Source organism: Streptomyces sp. SID12501 (assembly GCF_010550245.1).
Taxonomy (GTDB): Bacteria; Actinomycetota; Actinomycetes; order Streptomycetales; family Streptomycetaceae; genus Streptomyces.
Genome location: NZ_JAAGLU010000016.1, coordinates 1 through 23,982, shown reverse-complemented (window position 1 = coordinate 23,982; position 23,982 = coordinate 1). Strand labels below are relative to the sequence as shown.

Annotated in this window: 21 protein-coding genes and 1 pseudogene; 13 read left to right on the top strand and 9 right to left on the bottom strand. The window is 69.4% G+C overall.

All coding sequences use genetic code 11. The annotated features are described in order from the left end of the window. Positions 1-33 precede the first annotated feature (33 nt). Positions 34-1,098, top strand: coding sequence for a LacI family DNA-binding transcriptional regulator (locus G3I71_RS20255; protein ID WP_164316229.1), 1,065 nt, complete (start codon positions 34-36; stop codon positions 1,096-1,098). Beyond that, positions 1,095-2,006: a carbohydrate kinase gene (locus G3I71_RS20250; RefSeq protein WP_164316228.1), complete on the top strand. Its 912-nt coding sequence runs from the start codon at positions 1,095-1,097 to the stop codon at positions 2,004-2,006. The genes G3I71_RS20255 and G3I71_RS20250 overlap by 4 nt, the downstream gene beginning before the upstream one ends. A 114-nt stretch (positions 2,007-2,120) precedes the next feature. On the opposite strand, the gene uvrA is transcribed toward G3I71_RS20250, so the two are convergent. Continuing rightward, positions 2,121-5,111, bottom strand: coding sequence for an excinuclease ABC subunit UvrA (uvrA, locus tag G3I71_RS20245; RefSeq protein WP_164316227.1), 2,991 nt, complete (start codon positions 5,109-5,111; stop codon positions 2,121-2,123). 223 nt (positions 5,112-5,334) lie between these two features. On the opposite strand from uvrA, the gene G3I71_RS20240 reads away from it, so the two are divergent. The 5 genes from G3I71_RS20240 (at position 5,335) to G3I71_RS20220 (ending at position 9,588) form a co-directional block, all read left to right on the top strand. After that, positions 5,335-6,021 carry a maleylpyruvate isomerase family mycothiol-dependent enzyme gene (locus G3I71_RS20240; RefSeq protein ID WP_164316226.1) on the top strand — a complete coding sequence of 229 codons (687 nt, stop codon included), beginning with the start codon at positions 5,335-5,337 and terminating at the stop codon, positions 6,019-6,021. 30 nt (positions 6,022-6,051) lie between these two features. Continuing rightward, the gene (locus G3I71_RS20235; RefSeq protein WP_164316225.1) at positions 6,052-6,708 is read left to right on the top strand and encodes an MBL fold metallo-hydrolase; all 657 of its coding nucleotides are present in this window, start codon (positions 6,052-6,054) and stop codon (positions 6,706-6,708) included. 317 nt (positions 6,709-7,025) lie between these two features. Then, positions 7,026-7,907, top strand: coding sequence for an ABC transporter substrate-binding protein (locus tag G3I71_RS20230; RefSeq protein WP_164316224.1), 882 nt, complete (start codon positions 7,026-7,028; stop codon positions 7,905-7,907). After that, positions 7,904-8,812, top strand: a complete 909-nt coding sequence (locus G3I71_RS20225) for an amino acid ABC transporter permease (RefSeq protein WP_164316223.1) — start codon at positions 7,904-7,906, stop codon at positions 8,810-8,812. The genes G3I71_RS20230 and G3I71_RS20225 overlap by 4 nt, the downstream gene beginning before the upstream one ends. Positions 8,813-8,859: 47 nt before the next feature. After that, the gene (locus G3I71_RS20220; protein WP_164316394.1) at positions 8,860-9,588 is read left to right on the top strand and encodes an amino acid ABC transporter ATP-binding protein; all 729 of its coding nucleotides are present in this window, start codon (positions 8,860-8,862) and stop codon (positions 9,586-9,588) included. Position 9,589: 1 nt separating this feature from the next. Here the strand turns inward: G3I71_RS20220 and aroQ are convergent, their stop codons facing one another. Continuing rightward, positions 9,590-10,063: a type II 3-dehydroquinate dehydratase gene (aroQ, locus tag G3I71_RS20215; RefSeq protein ID WP_164316222.1), complete on the bottom strand. Its 474-nt coding sequence runs from the start codon at positions 10,061-10,063 to the stop codon at positions 9,590-9,592. Positions 10,064-10,165: 102 nt separating this feature from the next. On the opposite strand from aroQ, the gene G3I71_RS20210 reads away from it, so the two are divergent. After that, positions 10,166-11,212 carry a S66 peptidase family protein gene (locus tag G3I71_RS20210; RefSeq protein ID WP_164316221.1) on the top strand — a complete coding sequence of 349 codons (1,047 nt, stop codon included), beginning with the start codon at positions 10,166-10,168 and terminating at the stop codon, positions 11,210-11,212. 58 nt (positions 11,213-11,270) lie between these two features. Then, positions 11,271-12,575 (top strand): MFS transporter, encoded by a 1,305-nt coding sequence (locus tag G3I71_RS20205; RefSeq protein WP_239149256.1) that lies wholly within the window; start codon positions 11,271-11,273, stop codon positions 12,573-12,575. Positions 12,576-12,590: 15 nt separating this feature from the next. Here G3I71_RS20205 and G3I71_RS20200 read toward each other — a convergent pair whose 3' ends face one another. From G3I71_RS20200 to uvrB, 6 genes are all read right to left on the bottom strand, one after another. Continuing rightward, entirely contained in the window at positions 12,591-13,691 is a 1,101-nt protein-coding gene (locus G3I71_RS20200) for a calcium:proton antiporter (RefSeq protein WP_164316220.1), read from the bottom strand. A gap of 269 nt (positions 13,692-13,960) precedes the next feature. Next, a complete protein-coding gene (locus G3I71_RS20195; protein WP_164316219.1) occupies positions 13,961-14,275 on the bottom strand; it encodes a hypothetical protein in 315 nt (104 codons plus the stop codon). 126 nt (positions 14,276-14,401) lie between these two features. Continuing rightward, a complete protein-coding gene (locus G3I71_RS20190; RefSeq protein ID WP_343243012.1) occupies positions 14,402-15,403 on the bottom strand; it encodes a TerC family protein in 1,002 nt (333 codons plus the stop codon). Positions 15,404-15,688: 285 nt separating this feature from the next. Then, positions 15,689-17,743: a TerD family protein gene (locus G3I71_RS20185; RefSeq protein ID WP_164316217.1), complete on the bottom strand. Its 2,055-nt coding sequence runs from the start codon at positions 17,741-17,743 to the stop codon at positions 15,689-15,691. Between the two features lie 52 nt (positions 17,744-17,795). Next, complete coding sequence (locus G3I71_RS20180; protein ID WP_164316392.1) at positions 17,796-18,362, bottom strand: TerD family protein; 567 nt, start codon at positions 18,360-18,362, stop codon at positions 17,796-17,798. Between the two features lie 248 nt (positions 18,363-18,610). Beyond that, complete coding sequence (uvrB, locus tag G3I71_RS20175) at positions 18,611-20,737, bottom strand: excinuclease ABC subunit UvrB (RefSeq protein WP_164316216.1); 2,127 nt, start codon at positions 20,735-20,737, stop codon at positions 18,611-18,613. Positions 20,738-20,913: 176 nt separating this feature from the next. Between uvrB and G3I71_RS51230 the strand changes: the two are divergent. Then, positions 20,914-21,246: pseudogene (locus G3I71_RS51230) on the top strand (transposase); the annotation flags it as partial. Beyond that, on the top strand, positions 21,229-21,429 hold the full coding sequence (locus G3I71_RS52730; RefSeq protein ID WP_343243020.1) for a helix-turn-helix domain-containing protein: 201 nt from the start codon (positions 21,229-21,231) through the stop codon (positions 21,427-21,429). The pseudogene G3I71_RS51230 and the gene G3I71_RS52730, both read left to right, overlap by 18 nt. Positions 21,430-21,458: 29 nt before the next feature. On the opposite strand, the gene G3I71_RS20165 is transcribed toward G3I71_RS52730, so the two are convergent. Next, a complete protein-coding gene (locus G3I71_RS20165) occupies positions 21,459-22,325 on the bottom strand; it encodes an MHYT domain-containing protein (RefSeq protein WP_164316215.1) in 867 nt (288 codons plus the stop codon). A gap of 310 nt (positions 22,326-22,635) precedes the next feature. On the opposite strand from G3I71_RS20165, the gene G3I71_RS20160 reads away from it, so the two are divergent. Together G3I71_RS20160 and G3I71_RS20155 are read left to right on the top strand one after the other, a co-directional pair. Then, complete coding sequence (locus G3I71_RS20160; protein ID WP_164316214.1) at positions 22,636-23,211, top strand: methylated-DNA--[protein]-cysteine S-methyltransferase; 576 nt, start codon at positions 22,636-22,638, stop codon at positions 23,209-23,211. A 156-nt stretch (positions 23,212-23,367) separates the two neighbouring features. Further along, on the top strand, positions 23,368-23,982 hold a 615-nt coding region (locus G3I71_RS20155), incomplete at its 3' end, for an MFS transporter (protein WP_239149262.1).

Genomic DNA, 23,982 nt, shown 5'->3' with positions numbered 1-23,982 from the left:
CGAAGCCCGACCGGGGCGGGAAGACGGGACTCCATGGCGACGATGGCCGACGTGGCACAGCACGCGGGCGTGTCCGTGGCGACCGTCTCCCACGTACTGAACGACACCCGTGCCGTGCGCCCCGCGACCCGTCAGGCCGTACTCGACGCCATCGAGGTGCTGGGCTACACCCCGAACACGCTGGCCCGTTCCCTGGTCACCGCTCGGACGCGGTCCATCGGACTCGCGGTGTCGGCGATCAGCAACCCGTACTTCACGGAGATCCTCCAGGGCGTCGAGGCCGGCGCTCTGGAACACGGCTACAGCCTCCTTGTCGCAGACCCGCACGACGACCCCGAGCACGAGCGCAAGGTCGTCCAGCTGCTGCACGAACGACGCGTGGACGGCATGATCGTCGCCCCCTCGGCGGATCCGGGCGCCCTGGTGGCCTACCTGACACGGCACGAGGTACCGACGGTGCTCCTTGACCGGCTGCTCGACACTCCCTCGGACAACACCTCCCGCTTCGACCAGGTGTGTGCCGAGAACTCCGAACCCATGGCCCGGCTGACGGCTCACCTCACCGCACTCGGCCACAAGCGCATCGGCCTGGTCGCGGGCCGCCCCGGCCTCAGCACGACAGCGGAACGGATCGCCGGCTACCGCATCGGCCTCGCGTCCGCGGGGCTGCCCCACGACGAACGCCTGGTGGCCCATGGCGACTCCGAGTCGGAGGGTGCCGAGCGGGCCACCGCCGCCCTGCTCTCCCTCGCGGCACCGCCGACCGCCCTCGTCACCGCCAACAACGCGATGACCATCGGCACCCTGCGCGCCCTGCGCGAGCGGGGCCTCAGCGTGCCGGACGACCTGGCGCTGTGCTGCTTCGACGACTTCGCCTGGGCCGACCTCTTCACCCCGGGGCTCACCGCGATCGCGCAGCCCGGCAAGGACATCGGCGCCCAGGCCGTACGTCTGCTCCTGGACCGCCTGGCCGATCCGGACCGCCCGACCCGGACCGTGCGGCTCCCGTGCACGTTCGTCCATCGCGAGTCGTGCGGATGTGCCGACCGGGAGCACCCCGAGAACCCCTGCCAGGCCGAGAAAGGACCCGTCTCATGATCGTCGTCGCCGGTGAGGCACTCATCGACCTGGTGCCGCGTGCGGCGGGTGCCCTCGCGGATCTGCGACCGGCGCTCGGTGGCGGGCCCTACAACACGGCGGTCGCTCTCGGCCGGCTCGGCTCCCCCACCGCGTTCTGTTCCCGCGTCTCGTCCGACGCCTTCGGCGAGGCGCTGCTCGCCGGGCTGCGTGAGGCAGGCGTCGACGTGTCGTCCGTACAGCGCGGCAGCGAGCCGACGACTCTCGCGGTCGCCTCGATCGGTGCGGACGGCTCGGCCGCCTACTCCTTCTACGTCGAGGGCACCGCCGACCGGCTGTTCACGGCACCCGCTCGACTCCCCGGCACAGCCCGGGCGGTGTCCTTCGGCACCTGCTCGCTGGTCCTGGAGCCGGGCGCGAGCGCGTACGAGGAACTGCTGCGGAGCGCCGCCGCACAGGGCGTGTTCACCGCGCTCGATCCGAACATCAGGGCGGTGTTGATTCCCGACGCGGACGCCTACCGGGCCCGTTTCACGAGTTGGCTGCCTTCGGTGTCGCTGCTCAAGCTCTCGGAGGAGGACGCGAAGTGGCTCGGCGGGACTCCGCGCGAGTGGCTGGCCGCCGGCCCTTCTGCCGTCGTGGTCACCCGGGGCGGCGACGGGCTGACCGTCTTCACCCGTGACGGCGCGGAACACTCCGTACCCGGCGAGCAGGTCGACGTCGTGGACACGATCGGCGCGGGCGACACCGTGAACGCGGCGCTGCTGCACGGCCTGTCGGCCCGGGACGCGCTGTCCCCGGCGGCCCTGGCCGGCCTGGGCCCCGACGGCTGGACCGGCCTGCTCCGCCTAGCGGCCCGCGCGGCGGCGATCACCTGCTCACGAGCGGGAGCGGAGCCGCCGTACGCGGCCGAACTGGGCGCGCTGTAGGGGCCGTTCGCCGACCTGGGGACAGTGAACGTGTGGCGGCCCGCGGGGAGTCCAGAGTTCCCGCGGGCCGCCGTGTCCGCTGTGTGCGCCGTGGTCTCCGAGCGCGTCGACAGTTCAGGCCTTGCGGGCCCGAGTCGTCGTCTTCTTCGCCGGAGCGGTCTTCTTCGTGGCCCCGGCCGTCTTCGTCGCCGTCGACCCGGCCGCCACCGCCTTCTTGGCTGCCGTCTTGCGCGGAGCCTTCACCGAGGTGGCGTCACTGACCCGCTCGGCACCGAGGACCTCACGCAGGAACTTGCCGGTGTGGCTGGTGGCGACCCCGGCGACCTCCTCGGGCGTGCCCTCGGCGACGACGAGACCACCGCCGGCGCCTCCCTCGGGGCCCATGTCGACGACCCAGTCGGCGGTCTTGATGACATCGAGGTTGTGCTCGATGACGATGACCGTGTTGCCCTTGTCGACCAGGCCGGAGAGGACCTTGAGGAGCTTGCTGATGTCCTCGAAGTGCAGACCGGTGGTCGGCTCGTCCAGGACGTAGACCGTACGGCCGGTGGAGCGCTTCTGGAGTTCGCTTGCGAGCTTCACACGCTGGGCCTCGCCGCCGGACAGGGTCGTCGCGGACTGGCCGAGCCTGACGTAGCCGAGGCCGACGTCGTGCAGCGTGTTGAGGTGGCGGGCGATCGCCGGGACGGCCTCGAAGAAGTGGCAGGCTTCCTCGATCGGCATGTTCAGGATGTCGGCGATGGACTTGCCCTTGTAGTGGACCTCCAGGGTCTCCCGGTTGTAGCGGGCTCCGTGGCAGACCTCGCACGGGACGTACACGTCCGGGAGGAAGTTCATCTCGATCTTGATGGTGCCGTCGCCCGCGCAGTTCTCGCAGCGTCCGCCCTTGACGTTGAAGGAGAAGCGGCCGGGCAGATAGCCCCGCACCTTCGCCTCGGTCGTCTCCGCGAACAGCCTGCGGACGTGGTCGAAGACACCGGTGTACGTCGCCGGGTTCGACCGCGGGGTGCGGCCGATGGGCGACTGGTCGACGTGCACGACCTTGTCGACGAGGTCGTCGCCGTCCACGCGCGTGTGGCGGCCGGGCACGCCGCGGGCGCCGTTCAACTCGCGGGCGAGGTGCGTGTACAGGATGTCGTTGACCAGCGTCGACTTGCCGGAGCCGGAGACACCGGTGACGGCCGTGAGCACACCCAGCGGGAACGACACGTCGATGTCCTGCAGGTTGTTCTCGCGGGCTCCGTGCACGGTGAGCCGGCGGGAGGTGTCCAGCGGGCGCCGGATGTCGGGCAGCGGGATGGCCTTCTTGCCGGACAGGTACTGCCCGGTCATCGACTCCTCGTTGGCGAGCAGTTCCTTCAGGGAGCCGCTGTGCACGACCTTGCCGCCGTGCTCGCCCGCGCCGGGGCCGATGTCGACGATCCAGTCGGCGACCTTGATGGTGTCCTCGTCGTGCTCGACGACGATGAGCGTGTTGCCCATGTCCCGCAGCCGGACCAGGGTCTCGATCAGCCGGTGGTTGTCGCGCTGGTGCAGGCCGATGGAGGGTTCGTCGAGGACGTAGAGGACGCCGACGAGTCCGGAGCCGATCTGGGTGGCGAGACGGATGCGCTGGGCCTCGCCGCCGGACAGGGTGCCGGCCGCGCGGTTCAGCGAGAGGTAGTCGAGGCCGACGTCGACCAGGAACTTCAGCCGTTCGTTGACCTCCTTGAGCACCCGCTCGGCGATCTTCTTGTCGCGGGCGTCGAGCTTCAGCTGGCCCAGGAAGTCCGCGCAGTCGCTGATCGACATCGCGGCGACCTCGGCGATGGACCTCTCCATGACCGTGACCGCGAGGACGATCGGCTTGAGGCGGGTGCCCTGGCAGGTGGGGCAGGGCACCTCGCGCATGTAGCCCTCGAATCGCTCCCGGCTGGCGTCGCTCTCCGACTCGCTGTGCCGCCGCTTCACGAACGGGACGGCGCCCTCGAAGGGCGTGGTGTAGACGCGCTCCCGGCCGTACCTGTTGCGGTAGCGCACCTCGATCTGGGTCTTGTGGCCGTGCAGGAGCGCCTTCCTGGCGCGCTGCGGGAGGCCCGCGAAGGGAATGTCCGTGCGGAATCCCAGCGCGTCCGCGAGGGCGGTGATCAGGCGGCTGAAGTAGTCCTTGGTGTGACCGTGCGACCAGGGGTGGATGGCTCCCTCGTCGAGGGACTTGTCCTCGTCCGGGACGATCAGCTCGGCGTCGACCTCCATACGCGTGCCGATGCCCGAGCACTCGGGGCAGGCACCGAAGGGCGAGTTGAAGGAGAAGGAGCGGGGCTCCAGCTCCTCGAAGGACAGGTCGTCGTACGGGCAGTACAGGTGCTCCGAGAACATGCGCTCGCGCTCGGGGTCGTCCTCGGGGAGGTCGATGAAGTCGAGCACGACCATGCCACCGGAGAGGCCGAGGGCGGTCTCCACGGAGTCGGTGAGGCGCCGCTTGGCGGTGTCCTTGACCGTGAGGCGGTCGACGACCACCTCGATGGTGTGCTTCTCCTGCTTCTTCAGCGTGGGCGGCTCGGACAGCTGGATCGTCTCGCCGTCCACCCGCGCGCGGGAGTAGCCCTTGGTCTGGAGGTCCGCGAACAGGTCGACGAACTCGCCCTTGCGCTCCCGCACCAGCGGCGACAGCACCTGGAAACGGCTGCCCTCCGGCAGCTCCAGGACCCTGTCGACGATGGCCTGCGGCGACTGACGCGAGATGGGGCGACGGCACTCGGGGCAGTGCGGCTTGCCGATGCGCGCGAAGAGGAGACGCAGATAGTCGTAGACCTCGGTGATGGTGCCCACCGTCGAGCGCGGGTTGCGCGAGGTCGACTTCTGGTCGATCGAGACGGCCGGTGAGAGGCCCTCGATGAAGTCGACGTCCGGCTTGTCCATCTGGCCGAGGAACTGGCGGGCGTACGACGAGAGCGACTCGACGTAGCGGCGCTGGCCCTCGGCGAAGATCGTGTCGAAGGCCAGGGAGGACTTGCCCGACCCGGACAGGCCCGTGAAGACGATGAGCGAGTCGCGCGGGAGGTCGAGCGAGACATTTTTGAGATTGTGCTCGCGCGCGCCACGGACGATGAGACGGTCGGCCACGCCGGTCCGCACCTTTCTTGGGAGAAGTGACAGGGGCGGGGCCCCCGTGCTTTCTCAGACTAGGGGGAGCCACTGACAACGCCGGTCGGATTCCTGGGGCGGTAACAATCCCCGGCCATCCAGCATGCCCGACGCCGCACTCGACCATATAGCACGCACATTCGATTTGCGGGCATGGTCCACCACCTTCACCCGAACGTGTGGCGGGGCTATCGTCGACTCCATGTTCGATCATGAGCGCGACCTGGCATCTGTACGCGACGCGACGGAACGGCTGCTCACCGCAGCAGCGAAATTGAACAACGATTCGGTGGCCGAACCGTCACGGTTGCCGGGCTGGACCCGCGGCCACGTCCTCGCCCACATCGCCCGCAACGCGGACGCCCTCGTGAACGCCCTCGAAGGACGTCCCATGTACGTCTCCGGAGAGGCCCGGGACGCCGGCATCGAGCGGGACGCCCCACGCCCTCTCGACGTACAGCTCTCGGACGTGCGCGACAGCGCGGCCCGCTTCCAGCAGGCGGGGGCAGCGCCGGCGGACTGGTCGCGCACGCTGGAGCTGCGCAACGGGGTCACCGACATTGCTTCCACGTTGCCGTTCCGTCGCTGGGCCGAGGTCGAGCTGCACCACGTGGACCTGGGGATCGGGTACGAGCTCGAAGACCTCCCGGCGGAGTTCACGGAGCGGGAGATCACGTTCCTGGCCGACCGGTTCAGCGGCCACCCCGAGGTGCCGCCCACGGTGATCACGGACGGCACACGCGCGTGGAGCACGGGAAGCGGGGCGACCGAGCCCGAGGTCACGGTCACCGGACCGGCGCCCGAGCTGCTGGGGTGGCTCTCCGGCCGCCGCACCGGAGCGGAACTCGACGTCCCGGGAGGCGTCCTGCCCGCGCTGCCCCCGCTCTAGGGTCACCGCCGCCGCTATAGGCTGAACGTCATGACGTACAGCGGAGCGGTGAAGGTCGGCGGCCCTGCCGATGTGCACGAGTTGCCCGACCTGATGATCACCAAGGTCGCGGTGGGCCCGATGAACAACAACGCCTATCTGCTGCGCTGCCGGGCCACGGACGAGCAGTTGCTGATCGACGCGGCGAACGACGCCCATACGCTGATCACACTGATCGGTGACGACGGCATCGCGTCGGTCGTCACCACGCACCAGCACGGGGACCACTGGCAGGCGCTCGCGGACGTCGTGGCGGCCACCGGTGCCCGTACGTACGCGGGCCGGGACGACGCCGAGGGCATCCCCGTACCGACCGATGTGCCGGTCGGTGACGGGGACACGATCCGCGTCGGGCGCGTGGAACTCACCGCGCGCCATCTGGTCGGGCACACGCCGGGCTCGATCGCGCTCGTCTACGACGACCCGCACGGGCATCCGCACGTATTCACCGGGGACTGCCTCTTCCCCGGCGGCGTGGGTAACACGCGCAAGGACCCTGAGGCCTTCGCCAGCCTGATCCACGACGTGGAGACGAAGATCTTCGATCCGCTCCCGGACGAGAGCTGGGTCTACCCCGGACACGGCAACGACACCACCCTGGGTGCGGAGCGGCCCCACCTGCAGGAGTGGCACGCGCGGGGCTGGTGAACCGGCCGGCGGAGACCGCGCACACGGGGTGGTGAACTCCAGCCCTGGGGCGCGCAGTTAATGACCGCGCGCCCCGTGTGAAACGAACACACGCGCCGGGAGTACGCACGCGCTCCCGGCGTGCGCGCTGGCGTAGTCCACTGAAAGCAGCCCCGCACAGGATGACGGCTCCTGAGCGGCACGGGCCGCCGACCTGTCGATCCCCGCCCTCGGTCGGCGGCCCCGGCGTTCACACGAACGCAACACACGTTCCCATTATGCGGACAATTCCGCGTGTGACCTGGACAAATGGCACGGTCCGCTGCCACTCTCCCGCCATGCACCTTGCCCCTTACATGTTGCGCCGCGCGCTCTCCGCCGCCACTGTCGCCCTGCTCGCCACCGCTGTCGGCTGTGCCCCACAGCCGGAGGAGAGCGCCGCCAAACCGACCGGGACGGCCGGAACCACCTGTGCCAAGGGCAAGTTGGCCACCCAGACCTCGGGCAAGCTGACGATCGCCACCGACGAGCCCGCGTACGAGCCCTGGTTCAAGGACGACAAGCCTGCCAACGGTGAGGGCTTCGAGTCGGCGGTCGCGTACGCCGTGGCGCAGCAGCTCGGCTACGACAAGGCGAACGTCGTGTGGCAGAGCGTGCCCTTCAACAAGGCGTTCGCGCCCGGGGCGAAGACCTTCGACTTCGACATCAACCAGGTGTCGATCAGCGCCGAGCGCAAGAAGGCCGTGGACTTCTCGTCCGGCTACTACGACGTGCGCCAGGCCGTCATCGCGCTGAAGTCCTCCAAGGCCGCGAAGGCGACGAGCATCGCGGATCTCAAGGGCCTCAAGCTGGGCGCCCAGGTCGGCACCACCAGCCTCAACTACATCGACGACGTGGTGAAGCCGACCCAGGAGCCGGCCGCGTACGCGAAGAACGACCAGGCCAAGTCCGCGCTGCAGAACGGCCAGGTGGACGCCATCGTCGTCGACCTGCCGACCGCCTTCTACATCACCGCCGCCGAGGTGACCGACGCGAAGATCGTCGGGCAGTTCGAGAACGAGGGCGCCGCTCCGGAGCAGTTCGGGCTCGTGCTCGACAAGGGCAGCGCGCTCACCTCGTGCGTGACGACCGCGGTGGACGCCCTGCGCAAGGACGGCACCCTCGCCTCGATCGAGAAGCAGTGGCTGTCGGACGCCGTCGACGCACCGGTGCTCAAGTGACCGCAGTGAAGGAGGAGTCCGGGCAGGAGGGCCCGGGCGACCTGCCGGACCGGGGCGACGGTTACGTCCCTTCGCGGCGGCGGATCGACCGTGAGCGGTACAAGCGCACCCGTGCGCGCCGCGCCACGTCGATCGCCGCGCTGTCCACCCTCGTCACCGGCGTCGTCCTCTATCTGGTCGTCGTGAGCGCGCCGGGCTGGCCACGCACCAAGGAGACGTTCTTCAACGGGCAGTACGCGCGCGAGGCGTTCCCCAAGGTCCTCGAAGGGCTGTGGCTCAACGTACGGCTGCTGCTGATCTGCGGTGTCGCGGTGCTCGTCCTGGGCATGCTGATCGCCATCGCGCGCACGCTGCGCGGCCCGGTGTTCTTCCCGCTGCGCGCACTGGCAGCCGCGTACACGGACTTCTTCCGCGGTCTCCCGCTGATCATCAACCTGATGATCGTCGTCCTGGGTGTCCCGGCGCTGCGGCTCCAGGGCATCACCGTGGACCCGGTGCTCCTCGGCGGTACGGCGCTGACGCTGACGTACTCGGCGTACGTCGCCGAGGTGTTCCGCGCCGGCATCGAGTCCGTACACCCGTCGCAGCGGGCGGCGGCGCGCTCGCTCGGGCTGACCAACCGGCAGTCGCTGCGGTACGTCGTGCTGCCCCAGGCCGTACGGCGTCAGGTGCCGCCGCTGCTGAACGACCTGGTGTCGCTGCAGAAGGACACCGGGCTCGTCTCGATCGGCGGCGCGGTCGACGCCGTACGCGCTGCCGACATCATCGTGGGCCGCAGTCTCAACTACACGCCGTACATCGTCGCGGGACTGGTCTTCGTCGCGCTGACCATCCCGATGACCCGCTTCACGGACTGGGTGACGGCCCGGATGGACCGGCAGCGGGCGCAGGGAGGATCACTGTGAGCAACATCCCCAGCGACATCCCCGGGGGCTCCTCCCCCGTGCTACGTATGGAGTCCGTGCGCAAGACGTTCGGCGACACGGTCGTCCTGCGGGACGTCGATCTGGAGGTCGCCCCGCACACGGTGACCGCTCTGATCGGCGCGTCCGGCTCCGGCAAGTCCACGCTGCTGCGGTGCGCGAACCTGCTGGAGGACATCGACGACGGCGCGATCTGGCTGGACGGCGAGGAGATCACCGACCCGCGCACCGACCAGGACGCCGTGCGCCGCCGGATCGGCGTGGTCTTCCAGGCCTACAACCTCTTCCCGCACATGACGGTCCTGGAGAACATCACCCTCGCTCCGCGCCGGGTGCACGGCGTGGAGCGCGCTGAGGCGGAGCGGTACGCCCGTGAGCTGCTTGAGCGGCTCGGGCTCGGCGCGAAGGCGGACGAGTACCCGGACCGGCTGAGCGGCGGCCAGCAGCAGCGGGCGGCGATCGTCCGCGCCCTGGCCGTACGCCCCCGGCTGCTGCTCCTCGACGAGATCACCGCGGCCCTCGACCCGGAACTCGTGGGCGAGGTCCTCGCCGTCGTCCGGGACCTGAAGGGCGACGGCATGACCATGGTCCTGGCCACCCACGAGATGGGCTTCGCCCGCGATGTCGCGGACCAGATCTGCTTCCTCGACGGCGGCGTGGTCCTGGAACGCGGCACGGCCGAGCAGGTGTTCGGCGATCCGCAGCAGGAGCGCACCCGGCAGTTCCTGCGGCGGATCGTGGAGGCGGGACGGCTGTAGGTCACACCCCCGCGGTCGCCGCCTTCACCAGCGCGGCGACCCGCTCCACCCCGAACACGTACCCCTGCACACCGCACCCCGCGATGACACCGTCGGCACGCAGTGAGACGTACGAGTGGTGCCGGAACGCCTCACGCTGGTGGATGTTGGAGATGTGGACCTCCAGCACCGGCATGCCGTCGCAGGTGTTGAGCGCGTCCAGGATCGCGACGGACGTGTGCGAGTAGGCGCCGGGGTTGATGACGATGCCGGCGTGGCTGAGGCGTGCCTCCTGGATCCAGTCGACCAGCTCGCCCTCGTGGTTGGACTGGCGGAGGTCCACTGTGCCGCCGTGCCCGGCCGCCGCCTTGGCGCACAGGGCCTCGACGTCGGCGAGTGTGTCGGAGCCGTAGATCTCCGGCTGGCGCTGGCCCAGGAGGTTCAGGTTGGGGCCGTTCAGGATCATGATCGGGGCGTTGGCGAGGGTGCGGGGCACGGTTCCTCCGGTCCGTTCAGGGGTGACGGCCCGTCGGGGACCGCTGCTCAGCCCCGGTTTATCACGGTGCGCCCACAACGGGGCGGCTCGTACGCTCCCGGCATGACGCCCCCTGCGTATCCCCCAAAGCCCTCGCCCGGCGACCGCATCGCCGTCATCTCGCCGGGCGCCGGACTGCCCGGGCTCTTCCCGCGCCCTCACGAACTGGGTCTGGAGCGGCTGCGCAAGGAGTTCGGGCTCGAACCGGTCGAGTATCCGGCGACCCGGAAGATGGGCTCGACGCCCCAGGAGCGGGCCGACGACATCCACGCCGCGTTCTCCGACCCGGATGTCAAGGCGGTCATCGCGACGATCGGCGGCGACGACCAGATCACCGTACTGACTTTTCTGGACCGGGAGTTGATCCGGGCGAACCCGAAGCCGTTCTTCGGGATGAGCGACAACACGAACCTGCTGGCGTACCTCTACAACACCGGGATCGTCGGCTTCCACGGCGCGACCGTGATGACGGCGTTCGGGCGTCCCGGGGCCATGGACCCGCTGACCGCCGAGTCCCTGCGGGCCGCCCTGTTCACCTCCGGCGAGTACGAACTGCGGCCCGCCGAGCGCTGGAACGACGTCGACCGCGACTGGGCCGACCCCGCGACCTTCGACAGCGAACCGGAGACCCGTCCGGGCACCGGCTGGACGTGGCTGAACGCCGACCGCGTGGTGGAGGGCCCCGGTTGGGGCGGCTGCCTGGAGATCCTCGGCTGGCTGCTGATGACCGACCGCGAGATCTCCCACGATCCGAAGACGTACGACGGCGGAGTGCTGTTCCTGGAGACCTCGGAGGAGCTGCCGAGCGGCGAGGAGGTCTTCCGCACGGTGCGCAACATAGGCGAACGCGGACTGCTCCAGCGCTTCTCCGCGCTGCTGATGGGGCGCGCGAAGACCTGGTCCTTCGAGCGCCCCAACAGCCCCGAGGAGGGCGCCCGTTACGCCGCCGAGCAGCGGGAGGCGGTCCAGCACGCGCTGCGCGCCTACGCTCCCGGCCTGATGACCGTCTTCGACGTGGACTTCGGGCACACGGATCCGCAACTCGTCATCCCCTATGGAGGGTCGGTACGGGTGGACGGTCCCGACCGGCGCATCAGCGTGACGTACTGATCCAGATCGGCCCCACGCGTCCCCGTAACGTGCGATCTCCGTGGGTGGTTGACGCGGTATGCACGACGTACGCACGGCAAGGGCGCCTTCCATGGTGCGGCTGGCCGCCGCCTCGCTCGCGGGGACGGCCATCGAGTTCTACGACTTCTTCGTCTACGGGACCGCCGCCGCACTGGTTCTGGGGCCACTGTTCTTCCCGACGTTCTCGCCGGTGGCCGGGACGCTGGCCGCCTTCGGGACGTTCGGTGTGGGGTTCGTCGCCCGGCCGCTGGGGGCGGTGCTGTTCGGGCACATCGGGGACCGGCGCGGGCGGCGACCGGTCCTCGTCGCCTCACTGCTGCTGACCGGTGCGTCGACGGTCGCGGTCGGCTGCGTACCGACGTACGAGTCGATCGGCACCGCCGCTCCCGTCCTCCTCCTGGTGCTGCGTTTCCTCCAGGGGCTCGGGCTCGGCGGGGAGTGGGGCGGGGCGGTCCTGCTGACCGCGGAGCACGCGCCCGCCGAACGGCGCGCCCTGTGGTCGAGCTTCCCGCAGATCGGCCCCGCGGTGGGCTTCCTGCTCGCCAACGGTGTGATGCTGGCGCTGTCGGTGTCCCTCACGGAGGCGCAGTTCGCCTCGTGGGGGTGGCGAGTGCCGTTCTGGGCGGCCGGGGTACTCGCTCTGGCAGGGCTGTGGCTGCGTTCGTCGCTCACCGAGAGCCCGGGCTTCCTGGAGATCGACGACCACGCGCGCGTGCCGCTCGCCGAGGTGGTGCGCGACCACTGGCGGCTGGTCCTGCTGACGGCGGGCGCGCTCTCGGTCGGCTACGCGGTGTTCTACGCGGTGACCACCTGGTCCCTCGCCTACGGGACCGAACGGCTCGGTGTCAGCCGTACCGTCATGCTGGCCTGCATCATGGCCGCGGTGGTGGTCAAGGGCGCCCTGACGCCCGTGATGGCGCTCCTGGGGGACCGCTACGGTCGCCGCCCGCTGTGTCTGACCGGCTGCGGGGCCGCCGCCCTGTGGATGTGCCCGATGGTCGCGCTGCTGTCGACCGGCGAACCGCTGCTGATGTTCCTCGGCTTCCTGGTGGCGATGATCGCGTTCGTCACGATGTTCGCGGTGATCGCCGCGTATCTGCCGGAGCTGTACGAGCCCCGCATACGGTGCACGGGCGCCGCGGTCGGCTACAACCTCGGCGGGGTTCTCGGCGGCGCGCTCACGCCGATCGTGGCGACCGCCCTCGCCGAGCACGGGGGCCGGGTCCCGTGGGGCGTGGGCGCCTATCTGTCGGGGATCGCGCTGTTCAGCCTGGGGTGCTTCGCGTTGCTGCCGGAGACCCGGCCGGTGCCCCGCCTCGCCGCCGTACCGGCCACGGAGTGACCTGCGGCGCGGTGGTCACGGATTGATCGCCAGCTCCAGGTAGGCGGCGAACAGCACCAGATGTACGCCTCCCTGGAGCGGCGTGGCCCGCCCGGGCACCACCGTCAGCGAACCGACCACCACGGTCAGGGCGAGCAACACCATGTGGGTGGAGCCGAGGCCGAGGACCAGTGGCCCGGACAGCCAGATGGACGCCAGGGCCACGGCGGGGATGGTCAGGCCGATGCTGGCCATCGCGGATCCGAGGGCGAGGTTCAGGCTGGTCTGCACCCGGTCGCGGCGCGCGGAGCGCAGCGCGGCGATGGTCTCGGGAAGCAGGACGAGCAGGGCGATGATCACGCCGACGACGGCATGCGGCAGGTCGGCCGCCTCCACCCCGGACTCGATGGTGGGCGACACTCCCTTCGCGAGGCCGACCACGCCGATCAGCGCCAGGCCCAGCAGCCCCAGGCTGATCCGGACGTCACGGCCGGTCGGCAGCTCCGCGTGAGCGTCCGCGGTGATGACATCGCCCTGCCGGGTCACCGGCAGGAAGTAGTCGCGGTGCCGCACGGTCTGGGTCGCCACGAACAGGCCGTACAGGACCAGTGAGGCGAGCGCGGCGAAGGTGAGCTGGGCGGTGGAGAACTCCGGGCCCGGCTTGCTCGTGGTGAACGTCGGCAGCACCAGGCTGAGCGTGGCCAGCGTCGCGACCGTCGCGAGGGCGGCGCCGGTGCCCTCCGGGTTGAAGACGGCGGTCCCATGACGGATCGAGGCGGTGAGCAGACTGAGTCCGACGATGCCGTTGCAGGTGATCATCACGGCCGCGAAGACGGTGTCCCTGGCCAGGGTGGAGCTCTTGTCCCCGCCGTCCGCCATCAGCGTGACGATCAGGGCGACCTCGATGATCGTGACGGCGACGGCCAGCACGAGCGAGCCGAAGGGTTCACCGACCCGGTGAGCGATCACCTCTGCGTGGTGCACGGCGGCCAGTACTGCTCCCGCGAGGACCAGTGTCACCAGCGCGACGACCACGCCGGGAAGATCTCGTCCCCACGTGAACACCAGCAGGACGACCGCGGCCACCGGCACGACGGCCGTCCACCGCGTCACGAGCGACCGCAACGTGACGATCATTCAGCGATCCTCGCAGACGGGTTCGGGCCACGCATGCCCACGCCGATCTGCGCACGCTCCCTCACGCCGACCCCACAGACGGTCCTCCACACTGCACTGCCCCTCACGATCTTCCCGGCTTCGACCTGCTGCCCCGAAAACCCGGGCGCATGTTCCCCCTGCCCCGAGCCCTCTCACCCGCCCCTCGCACCGGTTCGACGGGCCGGAGCCCCACGGCGGCACGGGTCGACCGCCTGCCGCCGCGGGGCACGCTCGGTGTCCCGCTGCCGCTACTTCAGCTCGGTCGTCTCCCGTACGTCGCAGTCGGTGAACGTCGGCGGCCTCGTACACAGTGAGGCAAGTTGCGACGCCATCCTGCTCGTCTCGGGGTCGGCGCTGTTGCGCATGGCCTCGTCGTACGACTCGAACTCGATCATCACCAGGAACCTGTTGGGCTGGTTCCTGTCCTGCAGAACGAGGCGGTGCGTGGGTCCGCCGGCACGGCCGGCGAGGCGCTTGTCGGTCTCTTGCACCAGCGCCCGCATCTCCTCCATCCGGTCGGTCTCGATGTCGATGATCTGAACGAACTTCGTCGCTGTGTCCACGATTTCTCCACCCGGCCGTGGCGTCCCCGGCAAGGGACGCTCACCACCCAACGAAGCACCGGGAACGGTGCTCGGCAATTCGCCGCGCCCCGCTCCCGATGGTGGTTGTTCCTACGTCCGACGTGGTCAGGCGCCGATGCTGTCCTTCGGAGCGCCTTCGCTCTCCTTCTGCGCCGCCTCGGCCGCCTCCTGCTTCCTGGAGGCGATCAGGCTGGTGATGGTGGTGACCACCAGGACTCCGCAGATCACGCCGAGGGAGACCGGTATGGAGATCTCCGGTACGTGGACGCCGGACTCGTGCAGCGCGTGCAGCACCAGCTTGACGCCGATGAAGCCGAGGATGACCGACAGGCCGTACGAGAGGTGGACCAGCTTCCTCAGCAGACCGCCGATGAGGAAGTACAGCTGACGCAGGCCCATCAGGGCGAAGGCGTTGGCGGTGAAGACGATGTACGGGTCCTGGGTCAGGCCGAAGATCGCCGGGATCGAGTCGAGGGCGAACAGGACGTCCGTGGTACCGATCGCGAGCATCACGACCAGCATCGGCGTCATGATCCGCTTGCCGTTCTCCTCGATCCACAGCTTGGTGCCGTGGTAGCGATCGGCCACACCGAATCGCTTCTCGACAGCCTTGAGCAGCTTGTTCTCCTCGAACCCCTCGTCCTCGTCGTCGGTGCGGGCCTCCTGGATCAGCTTCCAGGCGGTCCAGATGAGGAAGGCACCGAAGATGTAGAACACCCACGCGAAGCTCGCGAGGATCGCGGCGCCGGCGGCGATGAATATCGCCCGCAGGACGAGCGCTATGAGGACACCGACGAGAAGCACCCGCTGCTGGTACTGCGAGGGCACCGCGAACTTCGCCATGATCAGGACGAAGACGAAGAGGTTGTCGACGCTCAACGACTTCTCGGTGATGAAGCCCGCGAAGAACTCACCGGCGGGCTCACCGCCACTGAAGACGAGCAGCCCCAGGCCGAAGAGCCCGGCCAGGGCTATCCAGACAACCGTCCAGATTCCGGCTTCCTTGATGGATACGTCGTGGGGCTTGCGCCCGATGAAGAAGTCCACCGCGATCAGAGCGGCGAGACCCACGATGGTCAGGACCCATAGGGCCACGGAAACATTCACTGCGCCTCCGGCAGTAGTAACGGCAAATTTCAGCGTCGTCGCTACCGGAGGTCTCTTCCACCCGCGACAGTCGGGCTCCTTCTCGCGCCCGGATGCCTGCGGGCCGACGCCCCGGGATCTGGATCGATCCGTATTGACGGGTACGCCGCAGCAGGTAGGGAGTACTCCCCTCCGTTGGAAAAACAGTACCCCAATCACCAAGGAAAGGTAAAGAGATTGGTAAAATAAAATCAAAGTCCGCAGGTCAGGAGACTTTACGGATGCTTGGTGAAGTGCCCGCAGGCGTCAGCGGTTCCATGAGCGGCGGGCCGCCGCGACCTGGCTGAGCACCTGCTGGAGCACCTGGCTGCCACGCGGGACGACCGACGGCTCGTACGTCCACGCATGACCGACCCACGGGTCGGCAAGGTGGTCGTCGGGTACCGGAGTGAGTCGCATGAGCGAACGCCAGAGGGGGTCGAGCAACGGTCCGTAGGCCGCTGCGTCCTCGCGGTCCGCGACCATCATCAGATGGACGCCGACGGCTGGGCCCTCGTCCGCGAGATAGCGCAGCTGGGTCACCGCCCGGTCGTCGAAACCGTGCGGGAAGTCATTGACGATCAACAGCTGCTGAGCGGTGTCGAGGTCGGGCGGCAGCGAGTCGGCCGCGCCGCCACGCACCGCCATCTGCACGAGGTCGACGCGCTGGGTCAGCCGGCCCAGGACGTCCGCGACACCGGCCGCTCCGGCAGCGGGCGGACCCGCGAGCACACCGGTCCGCACCAGCGGCCCGAGGGCCGGGGCGCCCGAACCCGCCGGATCGATGACGTGCACGGCGAATTCGCCCGCCGGATGGACGGCGAGCAGCCGGGCGGCGTGCGTGACCGCCATCTCCATGGCGAGCCGCCGCAGCTCGTCGGAGTCGAGGAACGAACCGTCGAGGGACTCACCGCCGCTGTCGATCCACAGGCCGCGCTCCAACGGCAGCCGGACGAGCATCGGGATGCTCAGCTCGTCGCTCTCGGGCAGCCTCAGGTCGCCCAGCCGCAGCGCCATCGGCATCTCCATCGGTACGCGGTAGCCGTGCCAGACAGGGTTGTCCCAGCTCGCGTAGGACAGGGGCAGCGCGGGCTCGACGACCTCGGCCTCGGCGGTGAGCTGGGAGAGGTCGCGGTCGAGGGCGGCGCGGGCCTGGTCGACGAGCTGGACCTGCTTGGCACGGGCCGCTTCCCGGGCGGCGTCGCCCCGGCCGCCGACCCGGCTTCGGGGATCGGCCAGCGCCTTGTCGATCTCCTTTTCAAGGCGCGAGTCGGCGAAGTCCACGGCGCTGCGGTATGCGGCGACGGTACGCGCCAGGTCCTCGAACATGCCCCAGACCTGGTTGTAGAGCCGCTCGTCCATCGACCACCCGGTGGCGTCCCCCGCGACCGGCCGCGCCGCCTGTCCCGACTGGGCCGGGGGTGCGGTCGGCGGGGCCGGTGGCGGAGGGGCCGTACGACGGCTGGGATGGCTGTAGTTGATCGGCGCTCCGGCGGGAGCGGACGACTGCGGGGGGCCAGAAGGGTCGGCCTGTGCCGGGGTGTGCGGCGGGTCCTGGGCTTCGTACGGTGACGCGGGTTGGGCGGAACCAGTGCCCTGGCCACCCTGGACCACCGGGCTCACCGGCTCCGGTGCGCCGGGAACCGGGGTGTCCTGCGATCCCTGAGCCGCGTACGGAGACGCGGACTGCGCGGGTGCGGGGGACGACGCGGTACGGCGGGTGCGGTCGCCGTCCTGCGTGCGGGACGGCGGGGGCGCGACCGAGCGGGAGTGGGCCTGGGCCACCGCCGCGTCGATGACGTCCGCGAGCCGACGGGCCTCGGGGAGGCCCTGGTCGGTGAGGAGTTCGGTGAGGCCGCCGGAGTACCCCTGGCCGATGGCGCGTACCTTCCAGGCGTCCTGTCTGCGGTAGAGCTCCAGGGCGACCACAGCCGACTCGGACTCCAGGCCCGTGATCGTGTAACTGGCGACCTCGGTGCCGTCGAGGCCGGTGACGGCGACGACGGGTGCGGCGACGGCGCCGAAGCGGACGGGCCCGCCCACACCGGACGGCAGAGCGAGCAGCACGCTGATCCGGTGCACTGACTCCGGCATGGCACCCAGGTCCACGGCGAGCCGGTGGTCGGCCGCCGCCTGCTTGGAGACCTCCAGGCCCGGAAGCGTGGGCGCACCGGGATGAGCCACCCACTCGACGCCGTGGACCTTGCCCTGCTCGTCGCCGATCGTGGCCCCGGCCACGATCGGCGCGCCGGCCGAGATCCGCACTTCGAGACGGACCTGGGAGAGCGGATGGTTCTGCCCCCGGACCAACTCGGCCGTCATCGCCTTCGTCCCCCCGTGTCGTTCTGTTGTTCCGTGCGCTGCCCGGGCCCGGCTACAGGTGCGGCAGGATCGCGGGCATCAGGTCCTGGAAGGTGCGGCCGTTGGCAGGCGTGCCAAGGGCGGTCATCTGCCAGCCGGTGCCCGCGCGGTGCACCTTCGCCATGATCTGGGCCGTGTACTGGCCGCCGCCGTCCAGTGTGTAGCGGGCGAGTTCGTCACCGTTGGTCTCGTCGACCAAACGGCAGAACGCGTTCTGCACCTCCTGGAAGGTCTGGCCCGTGAACGAGTTCACGGTGAAGACGATCTGGTCGATGTGAACCGGCACCCGCGGCAGGTCGACGAGGATCGCCTCGTCGTCACCACCCTGGCCGACACCGCCGACGAGGTTGTCACCGGTGTGCCGCACGGAACCGTCGTCGCTCACCAGATGACGGAAGAACACGACGTCGACGGGCTGCTTGTCGGCGAACAACACGGCAGAGGCGTCGAGGTCGATCTCCCGCGTACGGGAGCCGAACAGGCCACGCCGGGGAGCCGCCTGCCAACCGAGGCCCATCCGCACCGCGGTCAGGGTGCCCCCGTCGTTCTTCTGCAGGTTGATGGCCTGACCCTTGGTCAGATTGACGCTGCCACTGGGCGTTCCACCCTTGGATACGTCCACCACGCGCTGTTCCCCTCTCGAGCCGTCCCCTGTTTCCGCGGGGTCCGCGGATGACCTGAACCCTACGCAGGGGCACTGACAGTGCCGAAGCCTCGGGCGCACTTTGTGTCGGTCTTGCAACACTGCGAGTACGACGCAGCTCACGGACACCGGTCGGGGTGCCCTTCCGGTGCGACGGCCGGCACCACGGGTGTCCCGTGCGGCAGTCAGGCGATGCCCGCCTCCTTCATCTGCCGCAGTTCCTTCTTCATCTCCGACACCTCGTCGCGCAGCCGGGCGGCGACCTCGAACTGCAGGTCGGCCGCGGCGGCGCGCATCCGTGCCGTCATCTCCTCGATCTGGTCGGCGAGTTCGGCCGCGGGGCGGTCCGTCGGCACCGTCTCCCCGGCCTTGCCCTTGCCTGCCCGGGCTCCCCTGGCCGCCTTGCCGAGCGCGGGCACCGGGGCCTTGCCGTCCTTCGACTTGCGGTAACCCGAGCCGAGGAGCTGTTCCGTGTCGACGTCCTCGCGGGCGATCTGCGCGACGATGTCGTTGATCTTCTTGCGGAGCGGCTGCGGGTCGATGCCCCGCTCCTTGTTGTACGCGACCTGCTTCTCACGGCGGCGGTTGGTCTCGTCGATGGCCTGCTCCATCGCCGGGGTGATCTTGTCCGCGTACATGTGGACCTGGCCGGACACATTGCGCGCCGCGCGGCCGATGGTCTGGATCAGGGAGGTGGCGGAGCGCAGGAAGCCCTGCTTGTCGGCGTCGAGGATCGACACCAGGGACACCTCCGGAAGGTCGAGACCCTCCCGGAGGAGGTTGATGCCGACCAGGACGTCGAACTCGCCGGCGCGCAGTTCGCGCAGCAGCTCGATCCGGCGCAGGGTGTCGACGTCGCTGTGCAGATAGCGGACCTGGATGCCGAGTTCCAGGAAGTAGTCGGTGAGGTCCTCGGCCATCTTCTTGGTGAGCGTGGTGACCAGGACACGCTCGTCCTTCTCGGCGCGCGTGCGGATCTCGTGCACCAGGTCGTCGATCTGGCCCTCGGTGGGCTTGACGACGACCTCGGGGTCGATGAGGCCGGTGGGGCGGATGATCTGCTCGACAAAGCCGTCGCCACGGGACAGCTCGTACTTGCCGGGGGTCGCCGACAGGTAGACGGTCTGTCCGATGCGCTTTTGGAACTCCTCCCACTTCAGGGGGCGGTTGTCCAGCGCTGAGGGCAGCCGGAAGCCGTGGTCGACGAGTGTGCGCTTGCGGGACGCGTCGCCCTCGTACATGGCGCCGATCTGCGGGACCGTGTTGTGTGACTCGTCGATGACGAGCAGGAAGTCGTCCGGGAAGTAGTCGATCAGGGTGTTCGGCGGGGAGCCGGGGAGGCGGCCGTCGAAGTGCATCGAGTAGTTCTCGACTCCGGAGCATGAGCCGATCTGGCGGAGCATCTCGAGGTCGTACGTCGTCCGCATCCGCAGGCGCTGGGCCTCCAGGAGCTTGTTCTGCTTCTCCAGTTCGGCGAGACGCTCGGCGAGTTCCTTCTCGATGTCGTTGACGGCCCGCGCGGTGCGCTCCGGCCCTGCCACGTAGTGCGTGGCAGGGAAGACGTACATGTGCTCGTCTTCGCTGATGATCTCGCCGGTGAGCGGGTGGAGGGTGGAGAGGGCCTCGATCTCGTCGCCGAACATCTCGATGCGGACGGCCAGCTCCTCGTAGACCGGGAAGATCTCGATGGTGTCGCCGCGCACGCGGAACGTGCCGCGGGTGAAGGCCAGGTCGTTGCGCGTGTACTGGATGTCGACGAAGCGGCGCAGCAGCTGGTCCCGGTCGATCTCCTCGCCGACCTTGAGGGGGACCATCCGGTCCACGTACTCCTGCGGAGTACCGAGGCCGTAGATGCAGGACACGGAGGCGACCACGATCACGTCCCGCCGGGTGAGCAGCGAGTTGGTCGCGGAGTGGCGCAGGCGTTCGACCTCCTCGTTGATCGAGGAGTCCTTCTCGATGTAGGTGTCCGACTGGGGGACGTACGCCTCGGGCTGGTAGTAGTCGTAGTACGAGACGAAGTACTCGACGGCGTTGTTCGGGAGGAGTTCCCTGAACTCGTTCGCCAGTTGGGCGGCCAGGGTCTTGTTCGGCGCCATGACGAGCGTGGGGCGCTGAAGCTTCTCGATCATCCACGCGGTGGTGGCGGACTTGCCGGTGCCGGTCGCGCCGAGGAGCACGACGTCCTTCTCACCTGCTTCGATACGCCGAGCCAGCTCGGCGATGGCAGCCGGCTGGTCACCGCTCGGCTGGTAGGGGCTGATGACCTCGAAGGGCGCCACCGTGCGTTCGATCTTGGAAACAGGCCGCATGCATCCACCGTACGACCCCCCACTGACATTGATGCTGGTACTCAGGTTCCGGTGGTCGTGGCTCTCCCACTGACTGACGTCCTGCTGGGCTGTCTTCCCGTTGTTCTGTCCGGCCGCCGGGACCTGTTCTCATGGCTTCCGCCGGCCAGGTCACCGTCCACAACCCCGGCCTGCGGGCCGTCTACGGAGTCGGCCCCGACACCGCGGCCCAGCTGCTCGTCACCGCAGGCGGCAACCCCGAACGCATGCGTAGCGAAGCCTCCTTCGCAGCCCTCTGCGGAACCGCACCGGTGCCCGCCTCCAGCGGCCGGACAAACCGCCACCGCCTCTCACGCGGCGGCGACCGGCAGGCCAACGCCGCCCTCTACCGCATCGCCCTGGTCCGCATGTCCAGCGATATCCGCACCCGCGACTACGTCACGCGCCAGAGCGCCGCCGGACGGACCAAGAAGGAAATCATCCGGCTCCTGAAACGGGCCATCGCCCGGGAGGTGTTCCGCTGCCTGACCACCACGGTCACCGTCCCCGGTATCGCCGACCTACGGCCCCTGCGGCAGTCCAAGAACCTCACCCTCACCGCTGCGGCACAACACCTCGGAGTCTGGCCCGCCACCATCTCCACCCTCGAACGCGGAATCCGCCGAGACGACGACCTCACCCGCGCCTACCGCGACTGGCTCCAAGCCGCTTGACAGCCAATAGGAGCATCAACGGGCCCCGATCACCGGTTCTGCGGGGTGCGGGAGCTGCGGTGCTCGTGCCGCCGGCCGGGGCGCGGCGGGAGGCGTCGACCGGGGTGCGGGACGGCCGGGTGGGCCGGGATGCCGGGCTTGTTGTCGGCGGGGCGACGCCCGGGCTTGCCCATGACCATCAGCGGGTCGAACAGCACGACGACGCCGGCCAGCAGGAGGAAGGCCAGCGGGCCGATCGTCAAAGGGGCGAGCAGGGTGGCGGGCGAGTCTCCGTCCGGACTCCCGGGCGCGGTGTGGAGGTGGACCCGCAGGGCGGCCATGCCCGTGTAGTGCATGCCGCTGACGGCGAGTCCCATGACGAGGCTGGCGCCCACGCTCCACAGGAAGCCGCGGATCTGCCCGGCCGCCCACAGTGCGGCGGTGGCGGCCACGACGGCTATCACGACCGAGGCGGAGACGGTGAAGGTGTTGTACTCCAGCTTCCCGTTGAGGCGCATTCCGGCCATGCCCAGGTAGTGCATCGAGGCGATGCCGAGGCCCGTGATGGTGCCCCCGGTGAACAGTGCCGTTCCGCTCGCGCCCCGGTAGCCGACGATGAAGATCCCGACACCGACCATGAGGATGGCGACGCCCAGGCTGGCGAAGGTCAGCCCTCTGTCGTAGTTGATCGGGGTCTCCTCGACGGTGAACCCCATCATCGCGACGAAGTGCATGGTCCATATGCCGGAGCCGATCGCGGCCGAGCCGAGCGCCAGCCAGCCCGGTCGCCACGACTGGGCGACCAGCATCGATCTGGTGGTGCAGCGCAGGCCCAGCGCACCGCCCAGGCAGGCCATGAGGTAGGCCACCAGCGGGGTGACGAGTCCGTAGCTGAATCCGTCGACCGTGCCCTGCATGTGCGGCTGCCCTTCCGCCCTGTTGCATCCCGGAATTCTCCGAAACGCTCCCCTGCCCCAGGACCGGCCAGCGGTCAGGGTTGTGGCAGAGAGTATGACTGGCTCCGGAAGGGTCGAACGATTTTCCGGCAAAGAAACACGACCTTGACCCACTTGTGCGGCAGGAGTGTGTGGACTCGGGCAACTCCGTTCAATCCGCGTCTGTGCGGCACCTCTTTTTCCGTTGTCACTCCACTGTCACTCGTCGACCGTCCACGCCCGCTCGAACCGCGCGCCGGGTGTTGTCAGTGGCGGGTCGTACGGTGGGCGCATGGACAGCCACGGGCGGGACGAGCGGCAGGACCCGGAGAACCGGCAGCGGGTCGTGTGGGCGGTTGTCGGCACCGACATCGGCCCACTGCTGCTGGCCGCGACGCACGAGGGCCTGGTGAACGTGGTGTTCCATGCCACGGATCCGGTGCGCGACAAGACTGTCGAGCGGCTCGCCTCCCGGCTGGGCGCGGAGCCCGTCGAGGCGCCCGGGTCACCGCTCCTGGCCGAGGCGATACGTCAGTTCGCGGCGTATTTCGCGGGCGAGCTGCACGATTTCGAACTGCTGCTCGACTGGTCTCTGATCTCCGGATTCAACCGGCAGGTGCTGCGAGAACTCGCGTCAGGTGTGCCGTACGGCGCTGTCGTCGGGTACGGCGACCTGGCCGACCGGGTCGGCCGGCCCGGCGCGGCGCAGGCGGTCGGCGCGGCCATGGGCGCCAATCCGCTGCCGGTCGTGGTGCCGTGCCATCGGGTTGTGGAGAGCCATGGCGGCCTCGGCGGGTTCGGGGGCGGCCTGGAGACCAAGCGGAAGCTGCTCGCACTCGAAGGAGTGCTGCCCGAGCCCCTGTTCTGAGGGTTTCCGCCGCGGGACCCACGGGTTTCATCGGTAGGGAGGCATCGGTACGAGGGGACAGTCCCGTACGGGAAGAGGTTCCGTAGGGGGAATGCTGTGCGGAAGCAGGGGGGCCGTGCCAGTGATCATGTCTTTCGCCCACGCGTGCGGGCCACGATGACCGCCGTCGACCGGAGCGTCGGCGTGCCCGTGGCGGGCGAGCAGCTGGCCGCGTTGCGGCGCCGGGTCTCCGGTGTGCTGGTCGCGAGCCAGATCCTCGGCGGGCTCGGGGTTGCCACCGGCGTCGCACTCGCTTCCGTACTGGCCCAGCGGATCAGCGGTACCGAGTCGCTGTCCGGGCTCGCGCCCACCGCGATGGTCACGGGCACGGCGGTGGCGTCGCTGCCGATGGCGGCGCTGATGACCGCGCGCGGGCGGCGCCCCGGGCTGATCCTGGGGTATCTCGTCGGGGCCCTGGGGGCGGGCGTCGTCGTGTTCGCGGCGGTCATCGACAGTTTTCCGCTGCTGCTGTGCGGCATGGCCGGGTTCGGTGCGGCCTCGTCGGCGAATCTGGGGGCGCGGTTCGCGGCCGCCGATCTCGCCGAGGCGGACCGGCGGGCCCGGGCCATCTCGAACGTCGTGTGGGCGACCACCATAGGGGCGGTCCTAGGGCCTGTGTGGAGTCGTGATCTGGTGAGCCCCCGGTGTGGGAAAGCCGGGGGTCCTGGAGTAAAACGGTGGGGTGTCTCGACCTCAACTTTCGGATGCCGAGTGGGAGTTCATCTCCCCGTT